Annotated in this window: 19 protein-coding genes; 4 read left to right on the top strand and 15 right to left on the bottom strand. The window is 63.8% G+C overall.

Translation table 11 applies throughout. The annotated features are described in order from the left end of the window. Window positions 1-3: 3 nt before the first annotated feature. Genes HWE17_RS00095 through HWE17_RS00080 form a run of 4 tightly spaced genes read left to right on the top strand, consistent with a single transcriptional unit; the run spans window position 4 to window position 2655 of the window. Entirely contained in the window at window positions 4-474 is a 471-nt protein-coding gene (locus HWE17_RS00095; protein ID WP_268747017.1) for a type II secretion system protein, read from the top strand. A 5-nt stretch (window positions 475-479) separates the two neighbouring features. Beyond that, the gene (locus HWE17_RS00090; RefSeq protein ID WP_176387333.1) at window positions 480-863 is read left to right on the top strand and encodes a type IV pilin protein; all 384 of its coding nucleotides are present in this window, start codon (window positions 480-482) and stop codon (window positions 861-863) included. Continuing rightward, complete coding sequence (locus tag HWE17_RS00085) at window positions 850-1386, top strand: type II secretion system protein (RefSeq protein ID WP_255206062.1); 537 nt, start codon at window positions 850-852, stop codon at window positions 1384-1386. The genes HWE17_RS00090 and HWE17_RS00085 overlap by 14 nt, the downstream gene beginning before the upstream one ends. Before the next feature lie 45 nt (window positions 1387-1431). Next, window positions 1432-2655, top strand: coding sequence for a Xaa-Pro peptidase family protein (locus tag HWE17_RS00080; protein ID WP_176387332.1), 1224 nt, complete (start codon window positions 1432-1434; stop codon window positions 2653-2655). A 33-nt stretch (window positions 2656-2688) separates the two neighbouring features. Here HWE17_RS00080 and HWE17_RS00075 read toward each other — a convergent pair whose 3' ends face one another. The 15 genes from HWE17_RS00075 to paaG all read right to left on the bottom strand — a co-directional run. Further along, on the bottom strand, window positions 2689-4257 hold the full coding sequence (locus tag HWE17_RS00075) for a methyl-accepting chemotaxis protein (protein ID WP_176387331.1): 1569 nt from the start codon (window positions 4255-4257) through the stop codon (window positions 2689-2691). Between the two features lie 58 nt (window positions 4258-4315). After that, a complete protein-coding gene (locus HWE17_RS00070) occupies window positions 4316-4723 on the bottom strand; it encodes a hypothetical protein (protein ID WP_176387330.1) in 408 nt (135 codons plus the stop codon). A 10-nt stretch (window positions 4724-4733) separates the two neighbouring features. Beyond that, window positions 4734-5996, bottom strand: coding sequence for a hypothetical protein (locus HWE17_RS00065; RefSeq protein ID WP_176387329.1), 1263 nt, complete (start codon window positions 5994-5996; stop codon window positions 4734-4736). A gap of 387 nt (window positions 5997-6383) precedes the next feature. Beyond that, on the bottom strand, window positions 6384-8435 hold the full coding sequence (gene paaZ / locus HWE17_RS00060) for a phenylacetic acid degradation bifunctional protein PaaZ (protein ID WP_176387328.1): 2052 nt from the start codon (window positions 8433-8435) through the stop codon (window positions 6384-6386). An 82-nt stretch (window positions 8436-8517) separates the two neighbouring features. Next, a complete protein-coding gene (gene paaY, locus HWE17_RS00055) occupies window positions 8518-9132 on the bottom strand; it encodes a phenylacetic acid degradation protein PaaY (RefSeq protein WP_035822296.1) in 615 nt (204 codons plus the stop codon). Window positions 9133-9233: 101 nt separating this feature from the next. Continuing rightward, complete coding sequence (locus tag HWE17_RS00050; protein ID WP_099401669.1) at window positions 9234-9965, bottom strand: ABC transporter ATP-binding protein; 732 nt, start codon at window positions 9963-9965, stop codon at window positions 9234-9236. Further along, complete coding sequence (locus tag HWE17_RS00045; protein ID WP_035822299.1) at window positions 9965-10720, bottom strand: ABC transporter ATP-binding protein; 756 nt, start codon at window positions 10718-10720, stop codon at window positions 9965-9967. The genes HWE17_RS00050 and HWE17_RS00045 overlap by 1 nt, the downstream gene beginning before the upstream one ends. Before the next feature lies 1 nt (window position 10721). After that, complete coding sequence (locus HWE17_RS00040; protein WP_099401670.1) at window positions 10722-11705, bottom strand: branched-chain amino acid ABC transporter permease; 984 nt, start codon at window positions 11703-11705, stop codon at window positions 10722-10724. Further along, a complete protein-coding gene (locus HWE17_RS00035) occupies window positions 11702-12580 on the bottom strand; it encodes a branched-chain amino acid ABC transporter permease (RefSeq protein WP_046684305.1) in 879 nt (292 codons plus the stop codon). Before HWE17_RS00035 ends, HWE17_RS00040 begins: the two co-directional genes overlap by 4 nt. A gap of 84 nt (window positions 12581-12664) precedes the next feature. Beyond that, window positions 12665-13816 (bottom strand): ABC transporter substrate-binding protein, encoded by a 1152-nt coding sequence (locus tag HWE17_RS00030; RefSeq protein ID WP_176387327.1) that lies wholly within the window; start codon window positions 13814-13816, stop codon window positions 12665-12667. Between the two features lie 80 nt (window positions 13817-13896). Beyond that, complete coding sequence (gene pcaF, locus HWE17_RS00025; RefSeq protein ID WP_176387326.1) at window positions 13897-15102, bottom strand: 3-oxoadipyl-CoA thiolase; 1206 nt, start codon at window positions 15100-15102, stop codon at window positions 13897-13899. Window positions 15103-15128: 26 nt separating this feature from the next. Continuing rightward, on the bottom strand, window positions 15129-16457 hold the full coding sequence (gene paaK / locus HWE17_RS00020) for a phenylacetate--CoA ligase PaaK (RefSeq protein ID WP_176387610.1): 1329 nt from the start codon (window positions 16455-16457) through the stop codon (window positions 15129-15131). Window positions 16458-16524: 67 nt separating this feature from the next. Continuing rightward, entirely contained in the window at window positions 16525-16971 is a 447-nt protein-coding gene (gene paaI / locus HWE17_RS00015; protein WP_176387325.1) for a hydroxyphenylacetyl-CoA thioesterase PaaI, read from the bottom strand. Further along, entirely contained in the window at window positions 16961-18529 is a 1569-nt protein-coding gene (gene paaH, locus HWE17_RS00010; RefSeq protein WP_176387324.1) for a 3-hydroxyacyl-CoA dehydrogenase PaaH, read from the bottom strand. The genes paaI and paaH overlap by 11 nt, the downstream gene beginning before the upstream one ends. Window position 18530: 1 nt before the next feature. Then, a partial coding sequence (gene paaG, locus HWE17_RS00005) for a 2-(1,2-epoxy-1,2-dihydrophenyl)acetyl-CoA isomerase PaaG (protein ID WP_217916663.1) occupies window positions 18531-19318 on the bottom strand: 788 nt, incomplete at its 5' end.

The raw sequence follows: 19318 nt of genomic DNA, 5'->3' as shown, positions 1-19318 counted from the left end.
CCAGTGAAACCAAGGGGATTTACCTTCATCGAGCTGATGATCACCCTGGCCATCATGGCGACCCTGGCCACGGTGGCCGTGCCGATGGCGCAGGTGGCCTTGCAACGGTCCAAGGAACAGCAATTGCGCAGCGCCCTGATCGAAATGCGCGAAGCGATCGACGCCTACAAGCGCGCTTCGGACAATGGCCGCATCAAGCTGTCGCTGGGCGCATCCGGCTATCCGAAAAAACTCGAGGAACTGGTCGAGGGCGTGCCCGACCAGCGCAGCCCGTCCAAGCAAAACATCTATTTCCTTCGCCGCCTGCCGCGCGACCCGTTCCAGCCCAGGGAAGAAGGCAGCGCCGCCGACAGCTGGAGCAAGCGCGCCTATGCCTCGCCGCCCGACAATCCCAGCGAAGGCGAGGACGTGTTCGACGTCGCCTCGCGCTCGACCAAGGTGGGCCTGAACGGCGTGCCGCTCAATCAATGGTGAACCCGATGCCAGCCTCTTCTCCTCGCCGCGGCTTTACCCTGGTCGAACTGCTGGTGGTGCTGGCGATCATCTCGCTGCTGCTGACGATCGCCATTCCCCGCTATTTCGGCTCGGTGGAAAAATCGAAGGAGGTCGCGCTGAAGGAAAACCTGCAGGTGCTCAGGAGCGGCCTGGATAAATACTATGCCGACAAGGGCGAGTATCCGGCCGCGCTGGCCGACCTGGTGACCCACCATTACTTCCGTAGCGTGCCGCTGGACCCCGTCACGGAGTCCGCCAGCACCTGGCAGCTGATCCCTTCGCCGAATGGCGAGATCGGCGGCGTGGCCGACGTGCGCAGCGGCGCCAAGGGCAAGACGCGCGAGGGCATCCCCTTTGAGCAGCTCTGATTTTCGACGCCGCGCACCGGGCTTCGCGTATATCTGGACCCTGATGCTGGTGGCCTTCATGGGTGTGGGTCTGGTGCTGGCCAGCGAATTGCATGCCACGGCTGCGCGGCGCGACAAGGAGCGCGAGCTGCTGTTCATCGGCCATGAATTTCGCAATGCGCTGGGCCGCTACTACGACAGCACGCCGGGCGATGGGCGGCCCCGCTATCCATTGACCCTGCAGGAATTGCTGCGCGACCCGCGCTTTGCCAACGCCCGGCGGCACTTGCGCCGCCTGTATGCGGATCCCGTCACGGGCAAGGCGGAATGGGGGCTGCTGCGTCAGGAGGGACGCATCGTCGGCATCCATTCGCTGTCGCCGCAGTTGCCCATCAAGCAGGACAATTTTCTCGATGAAGACGCCAGCCTGCGCCGCAAGCAACGCTATACGGACTGGCACTTCACCTATCCGCACGACCTGGTGCTGGCACCGCCCGATGCGGCCGGCGGCGCGCCTGGGCTCAAGCCGAAAGGCGCGAACTGATATCATGCCCGCATTCCATATTCAGCATCGAGCAAAGGAGCAGGCATGAGCATAGGTGGCACTTCCATCGAACAAGCATTGGCATCGCTGTCGGACATGACGGGCGGCATGGTCGCCATCGGCAAGGACGAACATGCGCAACGCATCGCCAGGGCGCAAGCGTTCATGCGCCAGCATGGCATCGCCGCCATCTACCTGAACGCGGGCGCCAACCTCACTTATTTCACGGGCACCAAATGGTATGCCAGTGAACGCATGGTGGGCGCCATCCTGCCAGCCAGCGGCGACATCGAATACATCGCCCCCGCGTTCGAGGAAAGCACCTTGCAAGGATTCATGCTCATCGAAGGCAAGGTCAATTGCTGGGAAGAGCATGAAAGCCCGTACCAGCTGTTCGTCGACGTGCTGGCGCGCATGGGGATCACCCAGGACGCGGCTGCGGCCCCGCGCGTGGGCATCTGCGAAAGCGCCGCCTACTTCATCTACGACGGCATCAAGCCGCTGGCCCCCGGCTATGCGCTGGAAAACGCGCGCGCCGTCACCGCGTACTGCCGCAGCCGCAAGTCGCCGGCGGAAATCGCCCTGATGCAGCGCGTGATGGACATGACCCTGGCCGTGCACGTGGCCACGGCCAGCATGCTGGTCGAAGGCATCACGACGGTGGAAGTGGAAGAATTCATCCAGCGCGCGCACCGCAAGGTGGGCGCACCCCGCTCGTATTTCTGCATCGTGCTGTTCGGCGAAGCGACCGCGTATCCGCATGGCGTCAATTACGTGCAAACCCTGAAGGCGGGCGACACGGTGCTGATCGACACGGGTTGCCAGGTGATGAACTACATCTCCGACATCACGCGCACCTATGTGTTTGGCGACATCAGCGAGCGCCAGCGCAGCGTGTGGAACAGCGAAAAGGCCGCGCAAGCCGCCGCGTTCGCGGCCGCCCGGCTCGGTGTACCCTGCGGCAACGTCGACCGCGCCGCGCGCGTCTCGCTGGAAGCCGACGGCTTTGGCCCCGGCTACAAATTACCAGGCCTGCCGCACCGCACGGGCCACGGCATCGGCCTTGATATCCACGAGTGGCCTTACCTGGTGGGCAATGACACGACGCCGCTCGACGTGGGCATGTGCTTCTCGAACGAACCGATGATCTGCATCCCCGGCGAATTCGGCATCCGCCACGAAGACCATTTCTACATGACGGAGAATGGTCCGCGCTGGTTCACGCAGCCGGCGCACAGCATCGACGATCCGTTCGGGCTGCGGGCTTAAGCCGGGTGTTGGATTACGCTGCGCTAATCCAAGCTACGTCTTCGTCAACGCCAACCGGCGTGGCACGGGCATGCTGGATAAACCACCCTGCGCCAGCTTGAACACGGCCAGCGCCGTGCCCAGTTGCACGGCTTGCTCCTGCAGCGATTCGGCGGCCGCCGACGCTTCTTCCACCAGCGCGGAATTTTGCTGCGTCATCTGGTCCATGCTGCCGATGGCCACGCCGATATCGCCGATGCCGGCACTTTGCGCCTGGCTCGCCGCGCTGATCTCGGCCATGATGTCGGCCACCTTTTTCACGGAGTCGACGATCTGGCCCATGGTCAGCCCCGCCTCGTCGACCAGCTTCGAACCCACGTTGACCTTGGCCACCGAATCGCCGATCAATTGCTTGATTTCGCGCGCCGCAGCCGCGCTGCGCTGCGCCAGGTTGCGCACTTCGGACGCCACCACGGCAAAGCCCCGTCCCTGTTCACCGGCGCGAGCCGCTTCCACGGCCGCATTCAAGGCCAGGATATTCGTCTGGAAGGCGATGCCGTCGATGACGCCGATGATGTCGACGATGCGTTTTGATGAATCGTTGATCTCGCCCATGGTGGTAACCACCTGGCTGACCACTTGCCCGCCCTTCACGGCAACCGACGATGCCGACACCACCAGTTCGTGCGCCTGGCCCGCGTTGGCGGCGTTGTCGCGCACGGTGGAGGTCAGGCTGTCCATGCTGCGCGCCGTCTGATCCAGGCTGCCCGCCTGCGATTCCGTGCGTGCGGCCAGGTCCGCATTGCCCTGGGCGATTTCGGCGCTGGCCACCTGAATGGTTTCGGCGGACGCCTTGATACCGGACACCATGCCGGCCAGCCGGCCACGCATCTCTTTCAATGCCGCCAGCAGGCTGGCCTGGTCGCCCGCCTCGGTGGCGATCTCCATCGAGAGGTCGCCATCGGCCACGGCGCGCGCAATCTGGCGCGCGTATTCGGGTTCACCACCGAGCTGCTGCCAGATGGCGCGCACGACGAAATGCGACACGGCCACCAGGCAGACGATGACGGCCAGCGCCACGGCGATGCTGGTATTGAGCGCATTGCGCACATTGGCCGCGCTGCGTTCGATGCCCTGCTTGAACTGCAATTGCGCCTGTTCGTTGGTCTTGGCCAGGTCCGTGTTGAGCACCGCCAGCGCGCCCTGCATGCGCGCCACGGTCGCTTGCGGGTCGCCCTCCTCCATTTCCAGCATGATGCGCGCCGCGCTCAGGGCCGGCGCGTAATAGGCATCGAATTCCTTTGCCAGGCGCTGGCCCTGCTCGCGCTGGCCGGGGATCGCCGCAAAGGCGGCCAGTTTTTCGCGCAGCTTGACTGCCTGGCCGCCAACTTGCGCAATGCGCTCCTTGTCGCCTTCGCTGACGGCGTCGCGCAGGGCGTCGCCGACGGCCGCCACGTCCAGGGTCAGCGACTTGGCCATGTCGAGCACGGGATAGTCGGCGCTTTCGGTGGCGTGGATGGAATTGAGCGTGGCCGTGGACAGATAGGCGCTGACGGCCAGCCCCAGCCCGAAAATCACGGCCGAGACGACAGGCAGCGCCCATATCTTGCGTTTGATGCTCATTGCTGTCTCCTGATGTATGTGTACCGGGCCGCCGCATGGCGCGCGGCCCGGGCCGGCTTTATGGCGCCGTCAGCACCACTTTGACGCTGGCGTCGACGGCACTTTTTTCGATATAGCCGATGGCTTTCGGATCGGCGGCCACGGCCTTCTTCACGTCGGCGCTATTGGCCACTTCCTTCGGCAAGGTCGCCTTGCCCGTGAAGACCAGCTTGGACCACAGGGCCTTCGCTTGCGACGGCTCCTTGTCCGCCACCTTCTTGTAGAACTCGGCGCGCACGGGCGCACTTTCCGGCTGGTCAATCGGCGTCATGGCCGTCGATTTACCGAGGAAAAACTGCGCCACCTGTTCATTCGTCATGGCGCCGGCGGCGCTCTTCGGATTGACCACCACGACCACTTCGGCCATGGCGGGAACAGCGGTCGACAAGGCCAGCAAGGCAGCCACATTCAAGATCAATGGTTTCATGCGGCGCTCCTTAGAAAACGAAATCGATGGCGGCGGCAGCCACCGTGACGGGGCCATGGAAACCCGGCTTGGCTTGCACGAACAGGCCAGGGCCGTTCTTCGGTTTGATGCGGTCGATCTGCACTTTCAGCGCGGCCGAACGGTGGAAGTCCCAGCGCACGCCGATGCTGTCCGTCGATTGCTCGAGCTGGTTGCGCGCATAAGCGAGCGTGTCGACGCCCGCCGACAGGGCGCGCAGGGTCGGCGTGCAAGCGGCCGGATAGCCGGCCGGGCAGGATGCGGGCACCGTGTTGTTCACGCGGCCATCGGCCTTCAGGCTGGCGTGGCTGTAGTACGGCAAAAAGGCGCCGATGCGGTAGCCGCCCATCACGTACCACGAGGTGCTGTCGCTGACATAGCTGTCCGTCTTGCGCTTCGCATATTCCGACTGCACCAGCACGTTGTTCCAGTCCAGGCCCAGGCCGACGGACGTGAACGACGCCTTCTTGTCCTTCACTTCCAGCGCATCGGCCAGGGCGCCCAGCTGGGCGATCCTGTAGCCGCCGCCTGCCGCGCGCAAGCTGCCCATCAGGGTATTCAGGCTGGGCGAATCGTTGATCGTCAGCTTGGTCTCGGCACGGCCGAAGCGCACGGTGACGGGGCCATGTTCGGCCACGACGTTGAGGGCCACGATGGACTTGCCTTCCACCTGCACGGTCGAAGCGGGGCCCGTGGCCAGGGTGGCCTTGGTGCGGCCCAGCGCCAGCTGCGTGGTGATGCTGGTGTCGCCCGCGCTGAACTGGTAAGTGCCGTCGATGCCGTCAATACTGTTCAGGGGAACCTGCGAATACATTTCGCCGGGCGGGCGCAGCATGGTGTTGGCATAGCCGACGTTGCGGTAATCGGAAATCATGAAGACGGGCAGGCCCATGCGGCCAACGCGCACGCTGAAGCTGTCCGATACCTTGGCCTTGGCAAAGGCCCATGCCAGTTCGGCGCCGAAATCATCCTCGCCATCCTTGCGTGCCAGGCCCTGCACGGTGGCCGACAGCCACGGGTTGACGGTGACATTGGCTTGCAGTCCCAGGTTGGAATCGACGCCCGTGCGGGCTGTCTTGCTGGCGCCAGCCGCCTGGTTCGGGCGCGCGAACTGGGCGTTGTCGGTATCGGCCATGGTCAGGGCGGCCGTGCCGTAACCGCTGATCTTGACGGCGGGGCCAGTGGCCTCTTCGGCGTAGGCATGGCTGATGGCCAAGGGCATGGCCATCAGGAAAATCAGGACGTGTTTATTCATAGTAATTAAATACCCGTAGCGGTGAACGTGGAATGGGACTCGCGGTCGATGGCTCACCGGCCGTAAAAGGCCGGGTCCGTTTTTTTCGCGCCGCCATCGCGTCGAGGAGCGTGCATGGCGGCGTGACCAGTGAGTAAAACCATGCTACAGAGAAAAGGTTTTACGTTGGAAAGTTTTCTTGAGGCAATGAGTGAATTCGCCCCTTTTCACGAAAAAAGCACGCGTTCTAGAGGGGTTTATCTAAATAGCACGCCGTGCAAAACCACACTTTCGCTATATTTTTCATACACTTATGGATAATTCAAGACGAAAAGAAATCGAATAAAAAAAGCGCCGCCCGCGCGAAGATCGCGGGCGGCGCCGGCCGATGCGGTGCTACAGCAATGCTTATTCGCGCTTCGACACCAGGGTCAGGATGTCGTAGCTGGCCACCAGTTCCTCGTTCTGGTTCGTCACCTGCACGTCCCACGCGACCACGCCCTGGCCCACGCCAAACACATCCTTGCGGTTGCGGTCGACCTTGCGCTTGCAGGTCAGGCGGGCGCGGATGGTGTCGCCGATGGCGACGGGCGCGACGAAGCGCAGGTTGTCCAGGCCATAGTTGGCCAGCACGGGACCGACGCCAGGCGAGACGAACAGGCCGGCGGCGGCCGACAGCACGAAGTAGCCGTGGGCGATGCGCTTGCCGAACTGCGATTCCTTGGCCGCGATTTCGTCGAAGTGCATGTAGAAGAAGTCGCCCGAGATGCCGCCGAAGGCGACGATGTCCGCCTCGCTGACGGTGCGGCGGTGCGTCAGCAGCGAGTCGCCCGTCTTCAAGTCCTCGAAGTGCTTGCGGAACGGGTGGATCGGGCTTTCATTGACGTCCGCGCCGCGCACATATTCGCCGGTGATGGCCGCCAGCATGGTCGGCGAACCTTGCACGGCCGCCCGTTGCAGGTAGTGGCGCACGGCGCGCACGCCGCCCAGCTCTTCGCCGCCGCCCGCGCGGCCAGGGCCGCCGTGCTTCAGTTGCGGCAGGGGCGAGCCATGGCCCGTCGAATCGACGGAGGCCACACGTTCGAGCACGTGCACGCGGCCATGCGTGGCCGCCACTTGCGGCACCACGCGCGCGGCGATCTTCGGATCGCGCGTCACCAGGGTGCTCACCAGGCTGCCCTTGCCGCGTGCGGCCAGGGCCAGCGCTTCATCGATATCGTGGTAGCCCATCATGGTGCTGACGGGGCCAAACGCTTCCACGTCATGCACGGCGTCGTTGCCGAAGGCGTCGCGGCACAGCAGCAAGGTCGGCGAGAAGAAGCTGCCATCCAGGGCGCCATCACCCAGGGGACTAAAACCGTCGGCCGCGCCGAACACCACCTCGTTACCCTGCGACAGGGTGGCGACCCGTTCCGCCACGTCGTTCTGCTGTTCTTTTGATGCCAGCGCGCCCATGCGCACGCCTTCGATGGACGGGTCGCCCACCACCACCTTGGCCAGGCGCTCGCGCAGGCGCGTGCCGACGGCGTCCATCAGGTGCTCGGGCACGATGATGCGGCGGATCGCCGTGCACTTCTGGCCCGACTTGCCCGTCATCTCGCGCACGACTTCCTTGACGAACAGGTCGAATTCCACGTCGTCTGGCGTGACGTCCGGCGCCAGGATGGCGCAGTTGAGGGAATCGGCTTCGCCGTTGAACGGCACGGACTGGGCGATCAGGTTGGAATTGGTGCGCAACTTGGCGGCCGTGGCGGCCGATCCCGTGAATGTCACGAAATCCTGGCCATTCAGGCGGTCCAGCAAGTCGCCCGTGGAACCGATCACCAGTTGCAGGCTGCCAGCCGGCAGCAAGCCCGATTCATGCATCATGCGCACGACGGCCTGCGTCAGATAGCTCGTCGCCGTGGCCGGCTTGGCGATGCAGGGCATGGCCGCCAGGAAGCTGGGCGCGAATTTTTCCAGCAAGCCCCAGATGGGGAAATTGAAGGCGTTGATGTGCACGGCCAGGCCGCCGCGCGGCACCAGGATGTGCGTGCCGGCGAAGCCGCCCTTCTTGCCCAGCGCGATGGCCGGGCCTTCGTGCAGCACGTTCGACGACGGCAGCTCGTTGCTGCCCATGCTGGCGTAGGCGAACAGGGTGCCCGTGCCGCCTTCGATATCGACCCAGCTGTCGGCGCGCGTGGCGCCCGACAAATGCGAGATCGCATACAGCTCTTCCTTGCGCTCGACCAGGTACAGGGCCAGCGCCTTCAGGCGCGCGGCGCGCTGCTGGAAGTCGAGCGCCATCAGGCCCGGCACGCCCGTCTTGCGCGCATACGTGACGGCTTCGTCGAAGTCGATCTTTTCCGCATGCGTGTGATAGATGACGCGGTTGTTCAAGGCGCTGTGCAGGGGCACGGCGGCGCTTTCGCCCAGCCAGCGGCCGGCGATCAGGCTTTGCAGGGTGGATATTTGAGCCATTTTTTTCTCCATAAATGATGTTGGCGGTGGCGTCGGATTACGCGGGGCTTGGCCCCGCTAATCCGACCTACGCCCATATTGCTTACTGCGCCGCAGCGTTCTTGTGCAAATGCAGCGGCAAGGCCGATTCGAAATTCAGGCGCTGGCGGTTCGCCTCGACTTCCGTCAGGGCTTCCACTTCGCGCATCGTCTGCATCGAGCGCACGGCCAGTTCGTGGTACTGGCCCGTGCCCGAGCTTTTCCATTTGATTTCATCGTCGGTCAGCGCGCGGATGATCTTGGCGGGCGTGCCCACCACCATGCTGCGCGGCGCGACGATCATGCCCGCCTTGACGAAACTCATGGCCGCGACGATGGATTCCTCGCCGATCACGGCGTTATCCATCACCACGGCGTTCATGCCGACAAGCGCATTGCGGCCGATGCGGCAGCCATGCAGCACGGCGCCATGGCCGATATGGCCGTCGACTTCGACCACCGTGTCGCAGCCGGGGAAGCCATGCATGACGCAGGTATCCTGCAGGTTGGCACCCTCTTCCAGGATCAACCTGCCGAAGTCGCCGCGGATCGAGGCCAGCGGCCCGATATAGCAGCGCGGGCCGACGATCACGTCGCCGATCAGCACTGCCGACGGGTGCACATAGGCGCTGGGGTGGACGACGGGGGTGACGCCGTTGATTTCGTAGACTTTGACCATAAAAACTCCTATATGCCTTGAGATAAAGCGTGCTTTCAGCCCAAGACCTCAACTGCCGGGGTCGGCCCCTCAGGGTCCGACCCCAGTCTTTGCCCTTCGGGTTACATACCCAGGTACGCGCTCTGTACCTGCTCGTTATGCAGCAATTCGGGACCGGGACCGGACAAGGTGATGGCACCCGTCTCGATCACGTAACCGACATCGGCGATCGACAGGGCCGCATGCGCGTTCTGCTCGACGAGGAAGATGGTGATGCCCTGGTCGCGCAGTTCGGCCACGATGCGGAAGATCTCCGCGATCAAGAGCGGCGCCAGGCCCATGCTCGGCTCATCGAGCAGCAGCAGTTGCGGACGGCCCATCAGCGCGCGCGCCATGGCCAGCATTTGCTGCTGTCCACCAGATAAGGTCCCGGCCAGCAGCAAGCGCTTTTCCTTCAGGATCGGGAACAGGCCATACATGCGCTCCATGTCGCCCGCCACGTCCTGTGCGGGACGTGTAAACGCGCCCAGGCGCAGATTGTCTTCCACCGTCATGGGGCCGAACACTTGCCGCCCTTCCGGCACCTGGCAAATGCCGGCGCGCACGCGCTTGTCGGCGCTCATGCGGCTGACGTCCTGGCCGGCGAAGGCAATGCTGCCGGCACTGATCGGCTGCACGCCGGAGATGGCACGCAGCAGGGTCGTCTTGCCGGCGCCATTCGCGCCCACCAGCGCCACCAGCTGGCCCTGGCGCACCTGCAGGTCGATGCCGTGCAGGGCCTGGATGCGGCCGTAATGGCTGGTCAATCCCTGGATGTCGAGCACCAGCGGTGTCTGAGGTTTTTCCATCTTCATCATGCCGCCACTCCCAGATACGCCGCCACCACGTCGGGATTCGCGCGCACTTCGGCGGCAGTCCCTTCGGCCAGCTTCTTGCCATAGTCGAGCACCAGGATATGGTCCGACAGATTCATCACCAGTTTCATGTCATGCTCGACCAGCACCACCGTCACGCCCGATTGCGCCACCTTGCGGATCAAGGTTTCGATCTCGCCCGTCTCCGTGTGATTCAGACCGGCCGCCGGCTCATCGAGCAGCAGCACTTTCGGCTTGGCCGCCAGCGCGCGGGCGATTTCCAGGCGTTTCAAGGCGCCATACGACATCTGCCCCGCCTCGTCATCGATATGCCGGCCTACGCCGACAAACTCCATCAAGCCCGCCGCCTCGTCGCGGCAGGCCGCATCCGCGCGACGCACGGACGGCAAACGCAGCATGGAGGCGAACAGGTTCTGGTTCAGGCGCAAATGCGCGCCCACCATCACATTGTCGATGGCCGTCATGTTCATACACACTTGCAGATTCTGGAAGGTGCGGCTCATGCCGCGTCGCGCCAGCGCATCGGGTGACATGGCGGCCACGTTCTCGCCATTGAGCAGGATCTCGCCCTTGCTCGGCGTGTACACGCCCGTGATCAGGTTGAACAAGGTCGTCTTGCCGGCGCCGTTCGGTCCGATCACGGAGTGGATATTGCCTTCCTTGACGGTAAAGCTCACGTCCTGCACCGCATGCACGCCGCCAAAGCTCTTGCTCAGATTGTTAATCGTCAGCATCTCACACCTCCTGTGCAGATTGAGGCGGCGCCTTTGGCGTAGCGGAACGCTTGCGCGAACGGCTGGCCAGGCTCGGCACCAGGCCTTTCGGCATAAAGATCATGGTGGCCATCAGGATCACGCCAAACACCACCGTTTCCCAGCCTTCAAAACTGGACAGCAGTTGCGGCAAGATCGTCAGCAGGGCCGCGCCAATGATGGAACCGAAAATCGACGCCATGCCGCCCACCACCACCATCGTCACCAGCTCGATCGAGTGGAAGAAGCCGGCCAGGTTGGGCGTGATGAAACCGATGTAATGGGCGCTGATGCTGCCGGCGATGCTGGCAATGACGGCCGACAGTACGAACACGCGCACCTTGAAGCGGGTCGTATCGACGCCGACCACGCGGGCCGCCACTTCCGAACCGTGAATCGCCTGCAGCGCGCGGCCGACGGGCGAGTCGATCAGATTCAACGCCAGCCATGTGACCAGCAGCAGCAATACGGCGCACACCAGGTACCACGATTTTTCACCGGCGATTTCCAGCCCGGCGACGCTGAAGGCGGAGACGCCGATGCCGTCCGGGCCACCCGTCCACTGCGTCTCGTTGTTGATGACGATGGAAATGATGATACCCAGGCCCAGAGTGGCCATGGCCAGGGTATGGCCTTTGAGCTTCAGCACGGGACGCGCCAGCAGCAGCGCCAGCAGGCCAGTCGCGACGGCGCCGGCGGCCAGCGCGGCCAGCGGCGGCCAGTTGTAGTGCGTGGTCAGCACGGCCGACGCATACGCGCCCAGGCCATAGAAACCCGCGTGACCCAGGCTGATCTGGCCCGTGTAGCCCATCAACAGGTTCAGGCCGATGACGACGATGGCGTTCAGGGCGATGCGGATCGCCACGTCATAGTAGAACGCATTCGTGAGGAACAGGGGCAGGATGGCCAGCACGAGTGCCAGCACCAGCAAACCACCGTGGCGCGAGCGGGAGAAGAAGGTCGTCATACACGCTCCGAATTTTTAGCGCCAAACAAGCCTTGCGGCAGGAAGAACAGGATCAGCAGAATCAGCACGAAAGGGACAGCGTCTTTATAAGCCGACGAGATGTAGCCGGCCGTCATGGCTTCGGCGATGCCGAGGATCAGGCCACCGGCAATCGCACCCGCGCCGCCACCGAGGCCACCCAATACGGCGGCGACGAAGCCTTTCAGGCCCAGCATGATGCCCGCGTCGTACGAGGTGTACGTGATCGGCGCGACGAGAATGCCGCCGGCGGCGCCCAGCAGGGCCGACAAGCCGAACGAGAACAGCAGCACCTTGCGCGTGTTGATGCCCACCAGTTGCGCAGCCAGCTTGTTGTGCGACGTGGCCAGCATGGCCTTGCCCATCAGGGTGCGGCCAAAGAACCAGCCCAGCACCAGCACGATGACGACCGTCACGCCCAGCACCCACAGGCTTTGCGGCAGCAGGCTGGCGCCCAAAAATTCGATCGGCGCGTCGCCGGAAAAGGCCGGCAGCGAGTGCGTATCCTTGCCCAGCCAGATTTGCACCAGGCCGCGCAGCACCAGCGAGGCGCCGATGGTGATGATCAACAGGGTGATGACCTGTGCATTTTGCGCCGGTTCGATCACGGTTTTTTCCATCAACAGGCCCACCAGGCCCGTGGCGATGACGGCCAGGATGATGGCCAGCGGCAGCGGCACGCCGGCGGCCGACATCACGGCGGCCAGCATCCCGCCCAGCATGATGAATTCGCCCTGGGCGAAATTGATCACGCCGCTGGTGTTGTAGATGATGGTAAAGCCCAGCGCCGCCAGCGCATAGGCGGAACCGACCGTCATACCGGAATACAGAAATTGTAGAAATTGAGCGACTTCCATGGTGTCTCCATTATGTTCGGCTATGCGCGGGCCCCCTTCAAGGGCAGCCCGCGCAGGTACTTCTGGCTTACCTTGTTTCGAACATCACTTCGACAATTGCCATTCGCCGTTCTTCACTTCCACCATGCGGAACGCCGACAGGTCCAGGCCCATGTGGTCTTTGGCCGACATGTTGAACACGCCCGTCGTCCCCACAAAACCCTTGGTCGATTCCAGCGCCGCGCGCACTTTTTCACGGTCCGTGCCGCCGGCACGCTTGATGGCGTCGACCGACAGGTTCAGGGCGTCGAGCGCATAGCCGCCAAAGGTCGACGGGTCGATCTTGTAGCGGTCTTTATACGTCTTGTCGTAGCCGACGACGATGGCCTTTTGCGCATCGCTGTCCGGCAGCATGGCGCCGATCAAGAGGGCCGGCGTTGGCAGGCGCACCCCTTCGGCGGCCTTGCCCGACAGTTTCAAATACTCGTCCGACGCCACGCCATGCGACTGGTACAGCGGCAGCGCGGCCATGCCCAGCTGGCCATAGTTCTTGGTCACGACCGCCGGGCCCTGGCCCAGGCCGAAGACGAAGACGGCTTGCACGCCAGCCGTATTTTTGATGCGCGTCAGCTGCGCCGTGATGTCCGTGTCTTTCGGACCGTAGGTTTCATCAGCCACCAGGGTGATGCCGTATTTCGAGGCGACGATTTGCGATTCCTTGCGGCCCGAGGCGCCAAAGCCGCTCGTTTCCGACAGCAGGCCCACCTTGCTGATGCCGCGCTTCTTCATGTCCTCGAACACCTTCTCGGCCGCCATGCGGTCCGTATGCGGCGTCTTGAAGACCCATTTCTTGACCGGGTCGATGATGACCACGGCGCCGGCCAGCGAGATGAACGGCATGCTGGCGCGATCCACCAGCGGCGCCATCGCCATCGTCGCACCGGTGGTGGTGCCGCCGATCAGCACGTCGACCTTGTCCGACTCGATTAAGCGCTTGGTAAAACCGTTCGCCTTGGCCGCATCGCTGCCGTCGTCGTAATGCACGAGTTCCAGCTTGCGTCCCAGCACGCCGCCGGCCGCATTGATCTTCTCGATATACAGTTGCAGGGTTTTCAGTTCAGGGTCGCCCAGGAAGGCGGCAGGCCCCGTGACGGACAGCACGGAACCGATCTTGATGTTATCGGCCGCATACGCGCCTGCTGCGGACATGGCCAGCAAGCCGGCGATCAGGGTTTTCTTGAAGATATTGGCAATCATTGTGGTCTCCACCAGGTTGGCACTACGGTCAATTATGCTTGGCGCTTTTTTACCAGCCTGCGCCTTTTATTTTTACTTTGTTATACGCGTTCAATTACTACAGCAATACCCTGCCCCACGCCGATGCACATGGTGCACAGCGCATAGCGCCCGCCAGTCCGTTCCAGCTGGTTCAGGGCCGCCATCACCAGGCGCGCACCCGATGCGCCCAGCGGATGGCCGATGGCGATCGCGCCGCCATTCGGATTCACGTGGGCCGCGTCGTCGGCCAGCCCCAGGTCGCGTGTGACGGCCAGTGCCTGCGCCGCAAATGCCTCATTGAGTTCGATGACGTCCATCTGTTCGATGGTGAGTCCCGTTTGCGCCAGTACCTTGCGCGACGCCGGCGATGGGCCAAAGCCCATGATGCGCGGCGCCAGGCCGGCCGTGGCCATGCCCAGTACTTTTGCGCGCGGCGTCAGCTTGTATTTGTCGACGGCGGCGGCGGACGCCAGCAGGATGGCGCAGGCGCCATCGTTCAAGCCCGAGGCATTGCCGGCCGTGACAGTGCCGTCCGCTTTCACAACACCCTTGAGCTTTGCCAGCATCTCGATCGAGGTGTCCCGACGCGGATGTTCGTCACTGGTGACCATCTTCGGATCACCCTTTTTTTGCGGCACGGCGACGGACACGATTTCGCGCTCGAACACGCCGGCCGCGTGGGCCGCGGCCCAGCGCTGCTGGCTGCGCAAGGCCAGCGCATCCTGGTCGGCGCGGCTGATGCCAAATTCCACGGCCACGTTTTCCGCCGTTTCCGGCATGGTGTCGATGCCGTACTGCGTTTTCATCTTGCTGTTGACGAAGCGCCAGCCCAGGGTGGTGTCTTCGATTTTCGCCGCGCGCGAAAACGCACTGTCGGCCTTGCCCATCACGAAAGGCGCGCGCGTCATGCTTTCCACGCCGCCGGCGATGATCAGTTCCGCCTCGCCCGCCTTGATGGAGCGGGCGGCCATGCCCACGGCGTCCAGGCTCGATCCGCACAGGCGGTTGATGGTATTGGCCGGCACTGCCGCCGGCAAGCCGGCCAGCAGCGCGGCCATGCGACCCACGTTGCGGTTGTCTTCGCCCGCCTGGTTGGCGCAGCCGTAAAATACGTCGTCGATGGCGGACCAGTCGACGGACGGGTTGCGGGCGATCAGCGCGGCGATCGGCAGCGCGCCCAGGTCGTCCGCGCGCACGCTGGACAGCGCACCGCCGTAGCGGCCGAAGGGTGTGCGTACGGCGTCACAGATAAAGGCTTCGTTCATGTTGGGTTCCTTGTTCGGGCGGGCTATCAGGAGAAAATCTTCGGGCGCTGGTCGACCACGCGGCGGGCCTTGCCCGTCAAGGTGCGTTCGATGCCGGCGGCGGCCACCAGACGCACGCGCGTGCTCACGCCCACGTGTGTCTTGATGCGGTGTTCCAGCTCGCGCGCCAGCGCGTCCGTTTCGCTGGCCGAGATGGTGGCGGTCAGGTCGATGCGCAGCTCGGCGATCACTTCCAGTTTGTCGAGGTGGCCGTCGCGCGTCACCACCAGCTGGTATTGCGGCGCCAGACGCGGCATTTTGAGGATCAGCTCTTCGATCTGCGTGGGGAAGACGTTCACGCCGCGGATGATCAGCATGTCGTCGGAACGGCCAGTGATCTTGCCGATGCGGCGCATCGAGCGCGAGGTCGGCGGCAGCAAGCGGGTCAGGTCGCGCGTGCGGTAACGGATGATGGGCAGCGCCTCTTTCGACAGCGAGGTAAACACCAGTTCGCCCTCTTCGCCGTCCGGCAGCACTTCGCCCGTTTCCGGGTCGATGATCTCCGGATAAAAATGGTCTTCCCAGATGACGGGGCCGTCCTTGCTTTCAATGCATTCGGATGCCACGCCAGGCCCCATCACTTCGGACAGGCCGTAGATATCGACGGCGTCGATACCGGCGCGCGCCTCGATTTCAGAACGCATGGCGTCCGTCCACGGTTCGGCGCCGAAGATACCCACCTTCAGCGACGATTCGGCCGGGTCCAGACCCTGGCGCGTGAATTCCTCGATGATGTTGAGCATGTACGATGGCGTGACCATGATGATGGACGGCTTGAAATCCTGGATCAATTGCACCTGCTTTTCCGTCTGCCCGCCCGACATCGGGATGACCGTGCAGCCCAAACGCTCGGCGCCGTAGTGCGCGCCCAGGCCGCCCGTGAACAGGCCGTAGCCGTAGGAGATATGCACCATGTCGCCCGCGCGGCCACCGCCGGCGCGGATCGAGCGCGCCACCACGTTGGCCCAGGTGTCGATGTCGTTCTGCGTGTAGCCGACCACCGTGGCCTTGCCCGTGGTGCCGCTGGACGCGTGGATGCGCACCACTTGCTCGCGCGGCACGGCGAACAGGCCGAACGGATAATTATCGCGCAAGACTTTTTTATCGGTGAACGGGAATTTGGCCAGGTCGGACAGGGATTTGAGGTCGTCCGGATGCACGCCCACTTCGTCAAAAGCGGCGCGGTAATGGGGCACGTTGTCATACGCGTGCTTGAGCGTCCACTTCATGCGTTCGAGCTGCAGCGCCTGCAGTTCATCCTTGCTGGCGCGCTCGATCGGCTCAAGGTCATTTGGGGAAGGCGTACGTTGGACCATCATTGTCTCCTGTTTAATTCTTTAACTGTTCAATCGGTACTGGCAGTTCAAGCCTGCTCTTGTCACTTCAATTGCTGATAACTTCACCGGCCACGCGGATCGACTTGCCGCGGAAGAGCGCGATGGCGCGCCCTTCCTGGTTGCTGACCTTGACGTCGTAGACGCCGCTCTTGCCCGCCAGCGCCTGTTCGACGGCATGCGCCGTCAGCACGTCGCCTTCACGGCCCGGCGCCAGGTAATCGATGGTGCAGCCGGCGCCCACGGTGTTCATGTTGTAGCTATTGCAGGCAAAGGCGAAGGCGCTGTCGGCCAAGGCGAAGATGAAGCCGCCGTGGCAGGTCTGGTGGCCATTGAGCATGTCGGCGCGCACCGTCATCGTCATGCGCGCATGGCCGGGGCCCACTGCGGCCAGGGCGATACCCATGGCGGCGGTGGCGTTGTCACGCGACAGCATGGAGGCGGCGGCCGCTTCAGCCAGCGCTTGTGCAGTGATGTTGTGGTCTTCATTCGGCATGAAAGCGATCTCCATTGGCAAGTTTGCGGCGCAGCAGCGGCGAGACCCGGTAGCGGTCTTCGCCATAGCCCAGCGCCAGGTGCTGCAATACGGTGACGATGTGCTGGACGCCGACGGCATCGGCCCAGGCCAGCGGCCCGCGCGGATAATTGACACCCTTCTGCATGGCGATATCGACGGCGGCCACCGTGCACACGCCCTGGTTGACGGCGTCGGCCGCCTCGTTGGCCAGCATGGCGACGGTGCGCATGACGGCCAGGCCAGGCACGTCGTCCAGGCGAGTGACGATGAAACCGGCCGCCTGGAACAGGCCGACGACGGCCGCGTAGGCGGCGTCGCTGCACTGGTCCGCACGGGCCACGGCGATGCGCTTGGCGCCAGCATAATCGAGCGCCAGGTCGAACAGCACCGTATCCGGATGCTGGTTGTCGTGCGCGCGCTGGGTGGCGCTGCGCCCATCGGTGAGGTAAATCGCGGCGCCATGGCAATGCAGGGCTGGCGCCTCGTCGTGCGCCTGGCCTTCCTGCGTCACACGGCGGCTGACGGTGATGCCCACCTGCTCGAGCCGCTGCACCAGGCTGCGGATGATGCCACTGTGGCCACGGCCATCGCCGCCGATGGCGGCTGACAGGGCGACGAATTCCGGGGTCGCTTGCGCGCTTTCCGCCTGCGCCACGGGGGCAACGGCGCCTTCGCCATACGGGTAAAAGCCGCGGCCCGATTTGCGGCCGAGGAAACCGGCGTTGACCATTTCGTGCTGCAGCACGGACGGCGTGAAGCGCGGGTCGTTGAAATAAGCGCCGAACACGGATTGCGTGACGGAGAAATTCACATCGTGGCCGATCAGGTCCATCAGCTCGAATGGGCCCATGCGGAAACCGCCCGCTTCACGCAGCACGGCATCGATGGTGGCGGCATCGCCCGCCTGTTCGTTCAGCAAGCGCCAACCTTCCGCGTAAAACGGACGGGCGACACGGTTGACGATGAAGCCCGGCGTCGATTTCGCATGCACGGGGTTCTTGCCCCAGGCGATCGACGTATCGTAGACGGTGGCGGCCACTTGTTCGCTGGTGGCCAGGCCACTGATCACTTCAACCAGCGCCATCAGGGGCACGGGATTAAAGAAATGCATGCCGACCAGGCGTTCCGGGCGGCGCAGTTTGGCGGCAATCGCCGTGACGGAAATCGACGACGTGTTCGTCGCCAGGATGCAGTCGTCGGCCACCAGTGATTCCAGTTCCGCGAACAGGCCGCGCTTGACGTCGAGGTTTTCCACGATGGCTTCCACCACCAGGGCGCAATCGCTCACATCGGCCAGGCTGCCCGCCGCCTGCAGGCGCGCCGTGGCGGCCGTGGCTTCATCGGCCGTCATGCGGCCCTTGTCGGCCAGCTTCGCGTACATCTTGCCGATGTCGAGCAAAGCCTTGCTGACGGCTTCCGCGCGGGTGTCATACAGTTTGACTCTGTAGCCGGCCGCCGCGGCCACCTGCGCGATACCGGCCCCCATGGCGCCACTGCCGATGACGGCGACGATACTGTTGTTGTCCAAAGCTGCCATATCAGTGTCCCTTGAATTGCGGTGCGCGCTTTTCCATGAAGGCGGCCACGCCTTCGCGGTAATCGTCGCTGTGTCCGAGATCGCTCATCATGCGCGCTTCCAGCGCCAGCTGCTGCGGCAGGGTGTTGGCGCCACTGAGAGCCAGCGCCTGCTTGGTGAACGCCAGACCCTTGGTCGGCGCCGTGGAAAAGTGTACGGCCAGCTTGCGCGTTTCCTGCACCAGTTCAGCATCCTCGACGCATTTCCAGATCAAGCCCCAGTCTTCCGCCTTTTCCGCCGTCAGTTTTTCGCCAAGCATGGCCAGGCCCATGGCGCGCGCCGAACCGATCAGGCGTGGCAGGAAGAAGGTGCCACCCGTGTCCGGGATCAGGCCCAGCTTGCAAAACACTTCGACGAAGCTGGCCGACTTGCCGGCGATGACGATGTCGCAGGCCAGCGCCAGGTTGGCGCCCGCGCCGGCGGCCACGCCGTTGACGGCGCAAATCACGGGCATGGGCAAGGCTTTCAAGGCCAGCACCAGCGGTGCGTAGTTTTTTTCCACCGACTCGCCCAGGTCCACGCCCTTCGAGCCGGGTTCCACGGCGCGGTCGGACAAATCCTGGCCCGCGCAAAAACCGCGGCCCGCGCCCGTCAGCACGAACACGCGCACGGAACTATCGGCGTTGACTTTCGCAATCGCGTCGCGCACTTCCTCGTGCATGGCTTGCGTGAAGCTATTGAGCTTGTCGGGACGGTTCAGGGTCAGGGTGGCGATACCCTGTTCGATGGTGAAGAGGATGTTTTGGTAGG

This window comes from Janthinobacterium sp. BJB401, assembly GCF_013372745.1.
GTDB lineage: Bacteria > Pseudomonadota > Gammaproteobacteria > Burkholderiales > Burkholderiaceae_D > Janthinobacterium > Janthinobacterium rivuli.
The sequence above is the reverse complement of the archived record's forward strand: the minus strand, read 5'-3'. Positions and strand labels throughout refer to the sequence as shown.

Excerpts from the sequence above, each read along its gene's own strand:
- HWE17_RS00035 (WP_046684305.1), bottom strand. The coding sequence starts at position 12,580 with ATGGAAGTCGCTCAATTTCTACAATTTCTGTATTCCGGTATGACGGTC.
- HWE17_RS00065 (WP_176387329.1), bottom strand. The coding sequence starts at position 5,996 with ATGAATAAACACGTCCTGATTTTCCTGATGGCCATGCCCTTGGCCATC.
- HWE17_RS00080 (WP_176387332.1), top strand. The coding sequence starts at position 1,432 with ATGAGCATAGGTGGCACTTCCATCGAACAAGCATTGGCATCGCTGTCG.
- paaY (WP_035822296.1), bottom strand. The coding sequence starts at position 9,132 with ATGGTCAAAGTCTACGAAATCAACGGCGTCACCCCCGTCGTCCACCCC.
- paaZ (WP_176387328.1), bottom strand. The coding sequence starts at position 8,435 with ATGGCTCAAATATCCACCCTGCAAAGCCTGATCGCCGGCCGCTGGCTG.
- HWE17_RS00090 (WP_176387333.1), top strand. The coding sequence starts at position 480 with ATGCCAGCCTCTTCTCCTCGCCGCGGCTTTACCCTGGTCGAACTGCTG.
- HWE17_RS00045 (WP_035822299.1), bottom strand. The coding sequence starts at position 10,720 with ATGCTGACGATTAACAATCTGAGCAAGAGCTTTGGCGGCGTGCATGCG.
- HWE17_RS00075 (WP_176387331.1), bottom strand. The coding sequence starts at position 4,257 with ATGAGCATCAAACGCAAGATATGGGCGCTGCCTGTCGTCTCGGCCGTG.
- HWE17_RS00070 (WP_176387330.1), bottom strand. The coding sequence starts at position 4,723 with ATGAAACCATTGATCTTGAATGTGGCTGCCTTGCTGGCCTTGTCGACC.
- paaH (WP_176387324.1), bottom strand. The coding sequence starts at position 18,529 with ATGGCAGCTTTGGACAACAACAGTATCGTCGCCGTCATCGGCAGTGGC.
- pcaF (WP_176387326.1), bottom strand. The coding sequence starts at position 15,102 with ATGAACGAAGCCTTTATCTGTGACGCCGTACGCACACCCTTCGGCCGC.
- paaI (WP_176387325.1), bottom strand. The coding sequence starts at position 16,971 with ATGCCGAATGAAGACCACAACATCACTGCACAAGCGCTGGCTGAAGCG.
- HWE17_RS00040 (WP_099401670.1), bottom strand. The coding sequence starts at position 11,705 with ATGACGACCTTCTTCTCCCGCTCGCGCCACGGTGGTTTGCTGGTGCTG.
- HWE17_RS00050 (WP_099401669.1), bottom strand. The coding sequence starts at position 9,965 with ATGAAGATGGAAAAACCTCAGACACCGCTGGTGCTCGACATCCAGGGA.
- paaK (WP_176387610.1), bottom strand. The coding sequence starts at position 16,457 with ATGGTCCAACGTACGCCTTCCCCAAATGACCTTGAGCCGATCGAGCGC.
- HWE17_RS00030 (WP_176387327.1), bottom strand. The coding sequence starts at position 13,816 with ATGATTGCCAATATCTTCAAGAAAACCCTGATCGCCGGCTTGCTGGCC.